The sequence below is a fragment of the Streptomyces bicolor genome (genome assembly GCF_000719285.1).
Taxonomy (GTDB): domain Bacteria; phylum Actinomycetota; class Actinomycetes; order Streptomycetales; family Streptomycetaceae; genus Streptomyces; species Streptomyces bicolor.
The window spans coordinates 80,383-93,672 of record NZ_JOFS01000025.1 but is presented as its reverse complement, the minus strand read 5'-3'; the positions used below and the strand labels follow the sequence as shown (position 1 = coordinate 93,672).

Genomic DNA, 13,290 nt, shown 5'->3' with positions numbered 1-13,290 from the left:
CTGTAGGGCTCTGAGCTGCGTAAATCCCTCCGGCGAGGGAGATAGGTCACATCCTGGGGGAGATTGGATCACAAAACGGCCCAGAACCTTGGAGTTTCCCGGGTTCTGGGCCGAAGGCTCACGCTGGGTCGTGAGTTGACTACTCAGGGGCTTTCGTCGAGCGGCTTCAGCTGAGGCGCTCGATGACCATCGCCATGCCCTGGCCGCCGCCGACGCACATCGTCTCCAGGCCGAACTGCTTGTCGTGGAACTGGAGGGAGTTGATGAGCGTGCCGGTGATGCGGGCGCCGGTCATGCCGAAGGGGTGGCCGACGGCGATGGCGCCGCCGTTGACGTTCAGCTTGTCGAGGTCGATGCCCAGGTCGCGGTAGGAGGGGATCACCTGGGCGGCGAACGCCTCGTTGATCTCGACCAGGTCGATGTCGTCGATGGTCAGGCCGGCGCGGCGCAGGGCCTGCTGGGAGGCTTCCACCGGGCCGAGGCCCATGATCTCGGGGGACAGGCCGGAGACGCCGGTGGAGACGATGCGGGCGAGCGGGGTGAGGCCGAGCTCGCGGGCCTTGGTGTCGGACATGATGACGACCGCGGCGGCGCCGTCGTTGAGGGGGCAGCAGTTGGCGGCGGTGACGAGCCCGTCCGGGCGGAAGACCGGCTTGAGGCCCTGGACGCCCTCCAGGGTGACCCCGGCGCGGGGGCCGTCGTCCTTGCTGATGACCGTGCCGTCGGGGAGGGTCACCGGGGTGATCTCGCGCTCCCAGAAGCCGTTCTTGATGGCTTCCTCGGCGAGGTTCTGCGAGCGGACGCCGAACTCGTCCATGTCCTCGCGGGTGATGCCCTTCCAGCGGGCGAGGTTCTCGGCGGTCTGGCCCATCGCGATGTAGGCGTCCGGGAGCAGGCCGTCCTCGCGCGGGTCGTGCCAGGTGGTGCCCTCCTGCTCGGCCACGGCGGCCGTGCGGGCCTCGGCCTCGGCGAACAGCGGGTTGTGCGTGTCCGGGAGGCTGTCGGAGTTGCCCTTGGTGAAGCGGGAGACCATCTCCACGCCGGCCGAGATGAAGACGTCGCCCTCGCCGGCCTTGATGGCGTGCAGGGCCATGCGGGAGGTCTGCAGGGAGGAGCTGCAGTACCGGGTGATGGTGCAGCCGGGGAGGTGGTCCATGCCCATCTGCACGGCGACGATACGGCCGAGGTTGTTGCCCTGCTCACCGCCGGGGAGGCCGCAGCCGAGCATCAGGTCGTCGATGTCGCGCGGGTCCAGCTCGGGGACCTTGGCGAGGGCGGCCTGGATGATCGTGGCGGTGAGGTCGTCCGGGCGCAGGTCTTTCAGGGAGCCCTTGAAGGCGCGGCCGATGGGCGAGCGGGCGGTCGAGACGATCACGGCTTCGGGCATCACGGCTCCATTGAAAGGTTCGGCGCGTAGCGCCTCGTTGAGGGGTGGCGGTCGGGCGACGGGTGGGCGTACCGGGGGTCGGGCAGGGCTTTCTGGGAAGTTACCCGTACGTACGGGTGAGGTCACGGCTGTTGCCGTGTGACCCTGACCGCAATTTTCTAAGCGCTTGCTTTCCTCGCCGTGGTCAGGACGACGGCGTCACCGGGGCATGGTCCGGTTCCGGGACGCGCCGACGGCGCCGGCGCTTGAGCAGTGCCCAGGGCCCCTTCGGTCCCGTCGGCATCGCTGCCGTGACCTCTGTGCCTGCCTCCGAGGCGGCCTCCGCCGCGGCTCGGGCGACCGGCAGGAAGCCCTCGCGGCGGGTGACGTCGGGGCGCTCCTCCTCCGCCGGCCACAGGCCGAGGGTCGCGCAGACCGTCGGCAGGACGGCCATCGCCGCCGTGGCGTAGCCCTCCGCCGAGGGGTGGTAGTTGTCGGGGCCGAAGAGCTCGCGCGGGTTCGCCGCGAACTCCGGGCCCAGCAGATCGCCCAGCGACACGGTGCGGCCGCCCTGTTCGACGACGCCGATCGTCTGGGCGGCCGCCAGCTGGCGGGAGGCGCGTCGGGCCAGCCAGCGCAGCGGTTGCTGGACCGGTTCGATCGTGCCGAGGTCGGGGCAGGTGCCGACCACCACCTCCGCGCCGGCCGTGCGCAGCCGCCGTACCGCCGCGGACAGGTGCCGTACCGAACGCGTCGGCGGCATGCGGTTGGTGACGTCGTTCGCGCCGATCATGATCACGCAGACGTCGGGCACCAGCGCGGGATCGGCGAGCACCAGGGCCACCTGGCGGTCCAGGTCGTCCGAACGGGCTCCCGGCAGGGCGACGTTACGGAGCACCACCGGCCGTTCCGCCACCGCCGCCAGCCCGGACGCCAGCAGCGCCCCCGGCGTCTGCCCCGCCCGGTGCACGCCCTGGCCCGCGGCCGTCGAGTCACCCAGCAGCGTCAGGCGCAGCGGCGGTTCGCCGGCGGTGTCGTAGGTGTGGCCGTACCGGCCGTCGGCGTTCGGGACATGGTTGTTCGTGCCGTTGCCCACGTGGCGCCTGGCCAGCCGCACCTCGGCGAGGAGCAGACCGACGGCCGCCGCGCCGACCAGGCCGATCCCGCCTCCGCCGTACGCGGCGCCGGCCGCGATCCGCCGGGCCACTCGCGCCCTCGACATGCTCGTCATGCGTCGCCGCCACCTCCTCATAGCCGTACATCCACTGCTTGCCCCGCACGGACCGTGGCCCAATCCCAACGGCGCGTGAACGACCTTGACCAGCCCCGTGCAGGCGACAGGGCCTACGCTGGCGGAACCACTACGACCACCCTTTTTGCAGCATCCGGAGACAACGGTGCATTTCCACGATTCGATGATCAGCCTCGTCGGCAACACCCCGCTGGTGAGGCTCAACAACGTGACCAAGGGCATCCGGGCGACCGTCCTGGCCAAGGTCGAGTACTTCAACCCGGGCGGCTCCGTGAAGGACCGCATCGCGCTGCGCATGATCGAGGCGGCGGAGGAGAGCGGCGCGCTCAAGCCCGGCGGCACCATCGTCGAGCCGACCAGCGGCAACACCGGCGTCGGACTCGCCATCGTGGCCCAGCAGAAGGGGTACAAGTGCATCTTCGTGTGCCCCGACAAGGTGAGCACGGACAAGATCAATGTGCTGCGGGCGTACGGGGCCGAGGTGGTCGTGTGCCCCACCGCCGTCGATCCCGAGCACCCGGACTCCTACTACAACGTCTCCGACCGGCTCGTGCGCGAGACGCCGGGCGCCTGGAAGCCCGACCAGTACTCCAACCCCAACAACCCGCTCTCCCACTACCACTCCACCGGCCCCGAGCTGTGGGAGCAGACGGACGGGAGGATCACCCACTTCGTGGCGGGCGTCGGCACCGGCGGCACCATCTCGGGCACCGGCCGCTACCTGAAGGACGTCAGCGACGGCAAGGTGCAGGTCATCGGCGCCGACCCGGAGGGCTCGGTGTACTCGGGCGGTTCCGGGCGGCCGTATCTCGTCGAGGGCGTCGGTGAGGACTTCTGGCCGACGGCGTACGACCGCACCGTCGCCGACGAGATCGTCGCCGTGTCCGACAAGGACTCCTTCCAGATGACCCGCCGCCTGGCCCGCGAGGAGGGGCTGCTGGTCGGCGGTTCCTGCGGCATGGCCGTCGTGGCCGCGCTGCGGGTCGCCGAGCGGCTCGGGCCGGACGACGTCGTGGTCGTGCTGCTGCCCGACAGCGGGCGTGGCTACCTCAGCAAGATCTTCAACGACGAGTGGATGGCCGACTACGGCTTCCTCGAGGACGAGGGCCCGAACGCGCGCGTCGGCGACGTCCTCAACGACAAGGAGCACGGCGCCATCCCCTCCCTCGTCCACATGCACCCGGACGAGACGGTCGGTCAGGCCATCGAGGTGCTGCGCGAGTACGGCGTCTCGCAGATGCCGATCGTGAAGCCGGGCGCCGGCCACCCGGACGTGATGGCGGCCGAGGTCGTCGGGTCCGTCGTCGAACGGGAGCTGCTCGACGCTCTGTTCACCAAGCGGGCCTCGCTCGACGACCCGCTGGAGAAGCACATGTCGGCGCCGCTGCCGCAGGTCGGCTCCGGTGAGCCGGTCGGTGACCTGATGTCGGTGCTGGGCACGGCGGACGCGGCCATCGTGCTCGTCGAGGGCAAGCCGACCGGTGTGGTCAGCCGGCAGGACCTGCTGGCCTTCCTCGCCAAGGGCGGGAAGTAGGGGCAAACCTGCGGTGAACGGCCCGTGTCCGCGGCGAACTTGCGGTGACCGGGGCTGCTCGGGCCGTCGCGGAACTGGTACGAGCGCGTCACGTCCGCGCAGCACCCGCTTAACACGGGTCCGGCACATTAGTGGGTGTCGGCAGGGCGGGAGCGGCTCCCCGCCCGAGCCGGCGCCGAACGGCGCCAAGGACCTCCGGAGCGGCTCCCGGACCTCCATGGACGCCACGGACGCGCAAGCCCGGCCCTGACCCGGCCCGCGTCCCTCGCGGGGACCGCCGTCGTCCCGCCCCCCGGCAACGGGGGTGCGGCGGTCCCCGCGCACAGCTTTTTGGCCGGCGGTGGGTCGAGGCGGCGGAAACTACACCTCGGTCTTGGCCCAACTCCCCAGCAGCGTCAGCCTCTCAGCCGTGGCCGAGCCCGGCTGCGGCGTGTAGACCACCATCGTCTGGTCCGGCTCCGTCGGGATGGTCAGGGTCTCGAACGGGAGGGTCAGCAGGCCCGCCAGTGGGTGGCGGATGCGTTTCATCCCGGACATACAGGCTTTGACCTGGTGGTCCGTCCACAGGCGGCGGAAGTCCTCGCTCCGCACGGACAGTTCGTCGACGAGTGTGCACAACTCGGCGTCGTCAGGGCGGTGACCGGCCTTCAGGCGCAGGTGGGCGACCGCCTGGGCGGCGATCGCGGGCCAGTCCGGGTAGAGGTCGTGGGCCGCGGGGTCGAGGAAGACATGCCGGGGGATGTTGCGGTCGGCGGGGGCCGTACGGCTGTAGCCGCTCACCGCGTCGGCGAGGGAGTTCCACGCGAGGACGTCCATGCGGGGGCCGATGACGAAGGCCGGTGTGCGGTCCATGCTGTCCAGCAGCGCCTGGACGCCGGAGCGGACGCGAGCCGCTTCCGGCCGGTGCGCGTCCCCGCCGCGACGGGGCCGGGCCACCGTCCGCAGATAGGCGTGCTCTGTCTCGTCCAGCCGCAGGACCCGGGCGATGGCGTCCAGGACGGCGTCGGAGACGCGCTGGCCCCGGCCCTGTTCGAGGCGGACGTAGTAGTCGACGCTCACCCCGGCCAGCTGCGCCACCTCCTCCCGGCGCAGCCCCGGAACGCGACGCCGCCCGTAAGAGGGCAGCCCCACCTCCTCCGGCTGGATCCGGCCGCGGCGCGAGCGCAGGAAGTCTCCCAGGTCCCCGTCCATGGGTTCGAGGGTAGACGCGCGGCGGGCCGTGAGCCTGGTACTGCCAGACACAGGAACAACGCACCCCTGGGCAGGGCGGGCACGGCGGCCGAGGGTGGGTGGTGTTCGCCGGCCCTTACCTGGAGGAGTTCCCATGTCGTACGAGAACCTGACCGGCCGTACCGCCGTCGTGACCGGCGCGGCGAGCGGGATCGGCGAGGCCATCGCCGTGCTGCTCGCGGAGCGGGGAGCGCGGGTCGCGTTGCTGGCGCGGCGCGGGCAGCGGCTGGACGAGCTCGCCGCGAAGATCACGGCGGGAGGGGGTGCGGCGCTGGCCGTCGTCGCCGACGTCACCGACGACGCGTCCGTGACGGCCGCCGTGGAGCGGATCCACGACGTGTACGGGGCCGTCGACCTCGTCGTCAACAACGCCGGTGTCATGCTGGGCAACCCCGTCGACGCCGGGCGGATCGACGAGTGGCAGCGGATGATCGACACCAATGTGACCGGGGTACTGCGCGTCGTCCGGGCGTTCACCGGCGATCTGGTGGCTGCGGCCGCTGACGGCCGTACCGCCGACCTGGTGAACATTTCGTCGGTCGCCGCGCACCTCACCTTCCCCAACTACGCGGTGTACGGCGCGACCAAGGCCGCGGTCACCTATCTTTCCCAGTGCCTGCGCACCGAGTTCGGGCCACGTGACGTACGGGTCACCAACATCGAGCCGGGGTTCGTGGAGAGCGAGCTGCGGCTGCACAACGACAACACCGAGCTGTCGGAGCAGGTCGAGGGCATGCTTCAGGCGATCGGCGCGCTGTCGGCGCAGGAACTCGCCGACGTGGTGGCGTACGCGACGAGCCGGCCCCGGCATGTGAACCTGCGGCAGATCATGGCGATGCCGACCCGGCAGGCGTGAGCGGCACGACCGGCAGGGGGAGGCTCAGTCCTCCCACTTGTCGTCGCCCTTGGCGGCCTTGCGGCGCCAGCCCCGGAACAGGCCGGGGTTGGTGCGCACCGCCTGGACGACGTTCACGCCGACGATGCCGACCCAGGTGACCAGCAGACCGGAGAGACCGGCCACGCCGCCGCCGATGCCGGACAGCGGGATGGCCATGACCAGCGAGACGATGCCGAAGCCGAAGCGCTCGCCGAAGGAGTCCGTCGGCTTCGGTGACCGCGCGCCGCGGGCCACCACCATCTGCTGCTCGGCCAGCTGACGTCGCAGCCGGCGCTCGACAGCCCCGTCGATACGCTGGTCGACCTTCTCCATGAACGAGTCGACCAGCGCGGACTCGTACTCGTCGCCCAGCTCCCTGCGAGCCTGCAGGGTGGCGTTGAGTTCCTTCTTGAGCTCGGTGTCCCGCGCTTCCATTCCGGTCATACGCCCACGGTAGGCAGCGGGTGAGACGGCCGCACTGGGGTTAGCCCCCCTGTTCGTCAGGGGGTGTGCCGTCACTTCACCAGCCCGTGCTCCTTCGCGTACGCGTTCGCCACGTCCTCGGGGTCCTTCTTGTCCTTGTCCACCTGCCGGTTCAGCTCGGTGAGCTGGGCGGTGGTCAGGGTGTTGCCGAGCTCGGCGAGGGCCTTACGGACGGTGGAGTCGGCCTTGCGGTCGGCGATGAGCGGGACGACGTGCTGGCCGGGGATGAGGTTCTTGGGGTCGGTCAGGACCACCCAGTCGTTGGCCTGGATGTCGGTGTCGGTGGTGAAGAGGTTCGCCACGTCCACATCGCCCTTCTTCAGGGCGCCCTTGACCAGCGGACCGGAGGAGTCCAGCGACTTGAACTCCTTGAACTCCACGCCGTAGACCTCCTTCAGGCCCACCACCCCGACCTCCCGCTTCTTCACCTCGGGCGCCGCGCCGATGACCAGCTCGCCGTTCCGCTTCTTCAGGTCGGCGAGGGAGACCAGACCGTACTTCTCGGCCGTCCGCCGGGTGACGACGAAGGCGTCCGAGTCCTCGGCCATGCCGTACGCCAGCACCTGCAGGCCGCTGGGGAGCGCCATGGTCAGGGCGTTCTGCATCTCGCCCTCCTCCGTCGCCGTCGCCTTGGGGGCGACGTAGTGCAGCAGGGCGCCCTGGTACTCGGGGAGCAGGTCGATGTCGCCGCCCTTCAGGGCGGGGATGAGGATCTCGCGGGTGCCGAGGTTGGGGCGGACGGTCACCTTCACCCCGGCCGCTTCCAGCACGGCGGCGTACAGGTACCCGAGCACCTGGTTCTCGGTGAAGTTGGCGGTGCCGATGGTGATGCCGTCCTTGCTGGAGCCACCGCCACCGGAGGTCGTGCCCTGGCCTTCGAGCGAGGTGATGCCGCTGGAGCAGGCGGCGAGGGCGGGGACGGAGGCCGCTGCGAAGAGGCCGCCGAGGAGCGTGCGTCGGTTCATCGGAAGGTTCATGGAGAGGTCCCTAGGCGGTGCGGGTGGGGGTCCCCCCGCTCGAGCGAAGCCGAGAGTGGGGGAGGAAGAGGAAGCGTTGGAGGCCGGAGAGCAGCAGATCCAGGGCTACGGCGACCACGGCGACCAGCACCGCGCCGCCGAGCACCTGCACGAGGTCGCGCTGGGCGAGGCCGTCGAAGACGTAGCGGCCCAGGCCGCCGAAGGAGACGTACGCGGCGATGGTCGCCGTGGCCACGACCTGGATCAGGGCCAGACGCAGGCCCGTCATGACCAGGGGGAGCGCGAGGGGGAGTTCCACCTGGAACAGGACCTGGTGGCCGCGCATGCCCTGCCCGCGTGCCGCGTCCTTCACGTCCGGGTCCACGGCCGTCATCCCCGCGTAGGTGTTGGTGACGATCGCCGGGACCGCGAGGGCGACCAGGGCGACGTAGACCGGGAGCATGGACAGGCCGCCGGCCAGGAAGACCAGCACGACCAGGCCGACGGTCGGCAGTGCGCGGCCGAAGGACGCGAGGTTGATCGCGAGGAAGGCGCCCTTGCCGGTGTGGCCGATCAGCAGGCCGAGGGGGAGGCCGATCGCGGCCGCGATGAGCGTGGCGAGGAGGGAGTACTGGAGGTGTTCGGCCAGGCGATGGCCGATGCCGTCCGGGCCGGACCACTGCTCGCCGCTGACCAGCCAGTCGCCGAGGTTCTTGAAGAGTTCGTACATGTCAGGCTCGCCGCCTCCGCCACGGGGTCAGGACGTACTGGAGGGCGACCAGCAGGGCGTCCGCGACCACGGCCAGGAGCAGCGTGAGGACCACTCCGACGATCACCGGGGTCGGGAAGTTGCGCTGGAAGCCGTCGGTGAAGAGCTGGCCGAGGCCGCCGTCGCCGATGTAGGTCGCGACCGAGACCAGGGAGATGGACATGACGGTCGCGATCCGGACACCGGCCATGATCACGGGGAGCGCGAGCGGGAACTCGACGGTGAGGAGCGTGCGCAGGGGGCGCGTGCCCATCGCCTTCGCGGCCTCCTTCACCTTCACGGGGACCGAGTCGAGGCCCTCGACGGTGTTCCGCAGCAGGACGACCAGGGTGTAGACCGTCAGGCCGATCACGGTCGTGGTGCGGGTGAGGCCGCTGACCGGGAGCAGCAGCACGAAGATCGCGATCGACGGGATCGTGAACAGGACGTTCGAGAGGCCGAGCAGGAAGCCGCGCAGGGGGCGGACCCGGTGGGCGACCACCGCGAGGGGCAGCGAGATGAGGACGCCCAGGAAGACGGCGGTGAGCGCGGCCTGGAGGTGGGAGAGCGTCAGGGTGGTGAGGTCGTCGGTGTGGTCGGCTGTCCACGACCAGTCGATGGTCATGCCGCCACCCGTGCGTCGGTGTGGGCCTGGCCCGCGTGCTCGTGGATGTCGTCGCGGGACGATACGCCGGTGAGGACGCCGTCCGCGTCGACGCGGGCCACCAGGCCGGTGGGGGAGGCGATGGACTCGTTGAGCGCGGCGAGCAGGGAGTCGCCGTCCGTCAGCGGTCGTACGGGGATCTCGGCGTCCTTCGACGCCCAGTGCACGGGCTTGTTCGCCGCGTCGAGTACGAGGCTCCAGTCGCCCCCCTCCGGCGCCGGGCCCTGCGGGACGTCCGCGAGCGTCTTCAGCGACAGCAGCTTCAGGCCGCGCTCGGCGCCGAGGAAGTCGGCCACGAAGTCGTCGGCGGGGCGGGCGAGGAGCTCGGCGGGGGAGGCGCACTGGACGAGGTGGCCACCGGTGCGGAAGATCGCGATCTGGTCGCCGAGCCGTACGGCTTCGTCGATGTCGTGCGTGACGAAGACGATGGTCTTGCTCAGCTCCTTCTGGAGGCGCAGGAGTTCGTCCTGGAGCTGGGTGCGCACTACGGGGTCGACCGCGCCGAACGGCTCGTCCATCAGCAGTACGGGCGGGTCGGCGGCGAGCGCGCGGGCCACGCCGACGCGTTGCTGCTGGCCGCCGGAGAGCTGGTGCGGGTAACGCTTGCCGGCGTCGCCGCTCAGGCCGACGGTCTCGAGGAGTTCCGCCGCGCGGGCGCGGGCCTTCTTCCGGCCGTGTCCCAGCAGCAGCGGGACGGTGGCGATGTTGTCGAGCACCGTGCGGTGCGGGAACAGGCCCGCCTGCTGGATGACGTACCCGATGGAGCGGCGCAGCTCGGCGGCGTCCTGGCGGGTGACGTCCTTGCCGCCGACCCGGATGGTGCCGGAGGTCGGTTCCACCATCCGGTTGATCATCCGCAGGGTGGTCGTCTTGCCGCAACCGGAGGATCCCACCAGGACGGTCACCCCGCCCTCCGGCACCTCCAGGGAGAGATCATGGACTGCTGTCGTGCCGTTGGGGAAGCGCTTGTGGACCGCGTCGAACTGGATCATGAGATGTCCCTTGCCCGGCTGTATAACGTCATGCAGAGTTCTCGGTAGGTGAATAAGTTGTCAACGGGTTGGTGTAAATCCGAAGTAACGGCTGACTGAAGGGCGAGATCGGATGTCCGGGTTGAGGGGAGTTTGGGCTTGATGTCGTCTCGGATCGTGGACGCGCTGAGTGTGGTGTCTTCTGGACACACCGGCCTGGTCGTCCTCGACGGGATCGGGCTCGGCGTCGAGGATGTCGTACGCCTCGCCGACGGGACCGCGCGCCCGGTGCCCGCGACCGACGCGATGAAGCGCGCCGAGGAGTCCTGGGACGCCGCCCGCCTCATCGCCGCGACCGGGCGCGTCTACGGCCGCTCCACCGGCGTGGGCGCCAACCGGAACGAGGACGTGCCCACCGAGGCCGCCGCCGAGCACGGCCTGCGTCTGCTGCGCAGCCACGCCGGTGCCATCGGCGAGGAACTGCCCGCCCGGCAGGTGCGGGCCATGCTCGCCGTACGCGCCAACCAGTTGCTGGCCGGCGGCGCGGGCCTGCGCCCCAGCGTCATCACGGCCCTGTGCGACGCCCTGGAGAACGGCGCCCACCCGGTGGTGAACGAGTTCGGCTCCGTCGGCACCGGCGACCTCGCGGCGCTCGCGCAGACCGGCCTCGCACTGGCCGGCGAGCATCCCTGGCGCGGCTCCGGCGCCCCCGAGGCGCAGCCGCTCGACAACAACGACGCCCTCGCGTTCATCAGCAGCAACGCCCTCACCCTCGGCCAGGCGGCCCTCGCCCTGCATGAGCTGCGCGGCCTCGTCGCCGCCACCCAGGTCGTCGCCGCCCTGTCCCTGCTCGCCGTCGACGGCTCCCACGAGGCGTACGCCGCACCCGTGCACACCGCCCGACCGCACCGGGGCAGCACCGAAGTCGCCCGCCGGATGCGGGAGTTGATCGGCGCCGAGGACCGGCCGACCCCGCCGCTGGGCCGCATCCAGGACCCGTACGGCTTCCGCTGCCTGCCCCAGATCCACGGCCCCGCGCACGACGCCGCCGATGCCCTGGAGGAGGTGCTCGCGGTCGAGATCAACGCGGCCGCCGAGAACCCCCTCATCTCCCCCGAGGACATGGCCGCCTACCACCACGGCGGCTTCTACCAGGCCCAACTCGCCCTCGCCCTGGACCACTTCAGGCTGGCGCTGACCCAGGTGGCCCGGCTGTCGACGTCCCGCCTGTCCACCCTGAACGAGCCCGCCTACACCCGCCTGAAGCCCTTCCTCGCCGACGCCGAGCCCGCCTCGTCCGGCGTGATGATCCTGGAGTACGCCGCCGCGGCCGCCCTCGGTGACCTGCGCGCCTTCTCCGCTCCCGCCTCGCTCGGCCACGCTGTACTCTCCCGGGGCGTGGAGGAGCAGGCGAGCTTCGCCTCGCTCGCCGCGCGGCAGACACTGCGCGCGTGCGGCGCGTACCGTCTCGTCGTCGGCTGTGAACTCGTCGCCGCCGTACGGGCGTTGCGCCAGCGCGGCCTCAGGCCCGACCCTGAGCTTCCGGTCGGCCGGGCGCTGGAGCTGGCCGAGTCGGTGCTCGACGACGACCTGGCCGACCGGCCGCTCACCGACGACGTGGCGGCGGCGGCGGCACTGCTGGACCGGTTCACGGAGATCTGGAGGGGGAGCGCGGCATGAGCGCGGACAGGAACACGGGCGGGGCGGACAGCCCCGCCTCACGACTCCAGGCGCTCTTCGAAGGGCACCGGCTGACCCCGACCCAGCGGCGCATCGCGCACAGCATGGTGCGACGGGCCGCCGACGTGCCGTTCCTGTCCAGCGTGGAACTGGCCGAGCTGGCCGGGGTCAGCCAGCCGTCCGTGACCCGCTTCGCCGTCGCCCTCGGCTTCGACGGCTACCCGGCGCTGCGCAGGCATCTGCGCGAGGTCGCGCCCGTCGAGCCGGCGGCGGACACCGGCTCGTACAACGAGTACCAGCAGGCCGTCGAGGCCGAGATCGAGAACCTGCGGCACCTGGCCGAGCTGCTGGCCGACCCGCGACCGGTGCAGAAGGCGGGACGCCTGCTCGCCGCCTCGCGCCCGCTGCCGGTGCTGGGCCTGCGGGCGGCCGCCTCCCAGGCGTACGGCTTCGCGTACTTCGCCGCCAAGGTCCACCCGGACGTCCGGCTGCTGCACGAGGGCGGCACCATGATCCACGACCGTATCGACGCCGCCGTACGGGCCGGGGCGACGACCCTGCTCTGCTTCGCGCTGCCCCGGCATCCGCGCGAGGTCGTGGACACCCTGGCGTATGCCAAGGAGTCCGGGCTCACGGTGGTGACGGTGGCCGACTCCGCCTTCGCGCCGGTCGCCAAGGTGTCCGACCTGCTGCTGCCCGCCGCCGTCGGCACGGGCCTCGCCTTCGACACGGCCTGCGCGCCGATGCTGCTGGGCCGGGTCCTGCTGGAGGCGATGTGCGACGACCTGCCGGACGCGCAGGCGCGGCTGGAGGAGTTCGACGCGCGGGCGGCGACTCGGGGGCTGTTCGTGGAGTGAGCCTGAGGTTTCTTAAGGCTTGTCTCACATTCGTTCACTAATCTGCCGCCCGACACGACTGTGCCAGGACGACGAGGAGGCGGAACGTGGCACGCGGAGGTCAGGGACTGGCTCGGGTGGCTGTCGTCGTACGGGCTGGGGCGGCGCCGCTGTGGTGGCTCGGGGTGTTCGCGGCGGGCATCGGCGTGCTGGCGCCGGGGCTGACCGGACGCCGGATCGGGGTGCTGGCGGGGGCCGCGCTGTTCATCGTCGCTGTGGCGGCGGTGCCGTACGTACGCCGCGGGCGCTACACCGCTCTCACCCGCTCGGCCGCCCGCGCCGGCAAGCACGACGTGCTCCAGGACCGCGCCGTGGCCGTGCGCAACTGGCGCCGGGGCCACCGCTGGTGGCTGCTGCTGGCGTTCCTCGCCGCGCTGGGCAGCGCGTTCGCCGTGCCGGCGGCGGGCGGGATGCTGCTGGCGGGGTGCGGGGCGGGGCTGCGGCTCAAGGCCGCGTGGCTCGGGCGGCGGGAGCGGGACGGGAACGCCCTGCTGTGGGTGCGCGTGGACTGGCTCGACCGACGGGGTGGCCGGCCGGCGGGCAAGGCGGTCAAGGCCTACCGCAGTACGGGCATCGCCGCGGGCGACGCGGCCCCGGGTGGGGCCCGCCGCCGCACCGCGGCGCTCGTGTAGG

At 71.4% G+C, this 13,290-nt stretch carries 13 protein-coding genes; 5 read left to right on the top strand and 8 right to left on the bottom strand.

Translation table 11 applies throughout. The features are described 5' to 3' along the window. Positions 1–166 precede the first annotated feature (166 nt). Complete coding sequence (locus IF78_RS0129235; protein WP_031481355.1) at positions 167–1,387, bottom strand: acetyl-CoA C-acetyltransferase; 1,221 nt, start codon at positions 1,385–1,387, stop codon at positions 167–169. A 184-nt stretch (positions 1,388–1,571) separates the two neighbouring features. Beyond that, positions 1,572–2,597, bottom strand: coding sequence for an SGNH/GDSL hydrolase family protein (locus tag IF78_RS0129230; protein ID WP_031481353.1), 1,026 nt, complete (start codon positions 2,595–2,597; stop codon positions 1,572–1,574). A gap of 166 nt (positions 2,598–2,763) precedes the next feature. Here IF78_RS0129230 and IF78_RS0129225 point away from each other — a divergent pair, with 166 nt between their 5' ends. Next, on the top strand, positions 2,764–4,152 hold the full coding sequence (locus tag IF78_RS0129225) for a cystathionine beta-synthase (protein ID WP_031481351.1): 1,389 nt from the start codon (positions 2,764–2,766) through the stop codon (positions 4,150–4,152). Positions 4,153–4,512: 360 nt separating this feature from the next. On the opposite strand, the gene IF78_RS0129220 is transcribed toward IF78_RS0129225, so the two are convergent. After that, positions 4,513–5,343, bottom strand: a complete 831-nt coding sequence (locus IF78_RS0129220) for a helix-turn-helix transcriptional regulator (protein ID WP_031481349.1) — start codon at positions 5,341–5,343, stop codon at positions 4,513–4,515. Between the two features lie 133 nt (positions 5,344–5,476). Here IF78_RS0129220 and IF78_RS0129215 point away from each other — a divergent pair, with 133 nt between their 5' ends. Beyond that, positions 5,477–6,238: an SDR family oxidoreductase gene (locus IF78_RS0129215; RefSeq protein ID WP_031481347.1), complete on the top strand. Its 762-nt coding sequence runs from the start codon at positions 5,477–5,479 to the stop codon at positions 6,236–6,238. A 24-nt stretch (positions 6,239–6,262) separates the two neighbouring features. Here the strand turns inward: IF78_RS0129215 and IF78_RS0129210 are convergent, their stop codons facing one another. From IF78_RS0129210 to IF78_RS0129190, 5 genes are all read right to left on the bottom strand, one after another. Beyond that, entirely contained in the window at positions 6,263–6,703 is a 441-nt protein-coding gene (locus tag IF78_RS0129210) for a hypothetical protein (protein ID WP_078662636.1), read from the bottom strand. Between the two features lie 71 nt (positions 6,704–6,774). Beyond that, positions 6,775–7,707, bottom strand: coding sequence for an ABC transporter substrate-binding protein (locus tag IF78_RS0129205; protein WP_031481343.1), 933 nt, complete (start codon positions 7,705–7,707; stop codon positions 6,775–6,777). 22 nt (positions 7,708–7,729) lie between these two features. Continuing rightward, positions 7,730–8,428 (bottom strand): ABC transporter permease, encoded by a 699-nt coding sequence (locus tag IF78_RS0129200; protein ID WP_031481341.1) that lies wholly within the window; start codon positions 8,426–8,428, stop codon positions 7,730–7,732. Position 8,429: 1 nt separating this feature from the next. Continuing rightward, on the bottom strand, positions 8,430–9,071 hold the full coding sequence (locus IF78_RS0129195; RefSeq protein WP_031481339.1) for an ABC transporter permease: 642 nt from the start codon (positions 9,069–9,071) through the stop codon (positions 8,430–8,432). Continuing rightward, entirely contained in the window at positions 9,068–10,102 is a 1,035-nt protein-coding gene (locus tag IF78_RS0129190; RefSeq protein ID WP_031481337.1) for an ABC transporter ATP-binding protein, read from the bottom strand. The genes IF78_RS0129195 and IF78_RS0129190 overlap by 4 nt, the downstream gene beginning before the upstream one ends. Positions 10,103–10,243: 141 nt before the next feature. Here IF78_RS0129190 and IF78_RS0129185 point away from each other — a divergent pair, with 141 nt between their 5' ends. The 3 genes from IF78_RS0129185 (at position 10,244) to IF78_RS0129175 (ending at position 13,289) form a co-directional block, all read left to right on the top strand. After that, positions 10,244–11,761: an aromatic amino acid ammonia-lyase gene (locus tag IF78_RS0129185; protein ID WP_031481335.1), complete on the top strand. Its 1,518-nt coding sequence runs from the start codon at positions 10,244–10,246 to the stop codon at positions 11,759–11,761. Then, on the top strand, positions 11,758–12,618 hold the full coding sequence (locus IF78_RS0129180) for a MurR/RpiR family transcriptional regulator (RefSeq protein WP_031481333.1): 861 nt from the start codon (positions 11,758–11,760) through the stop codon (positions 12,616–12,618). Before IF78_RS0129185 ends, IF78_RS0129180 begins: the two co-directional genes overlap by 4 nt. 86 nt (positions 12,619–12,704) lie before the next feature. Further along, on the top strand, positions 12,705–13,289 hold the full coding sequence (locus IF78_RS0129175; RefSeq protein WP_031481331.1) for a hypothetical protein: 585 nt from the start codon (positions 12,705–12,707) through the stop codon (positions 13,287–13,289). Position 13,290: the final 1 nt, after the last annotated feature.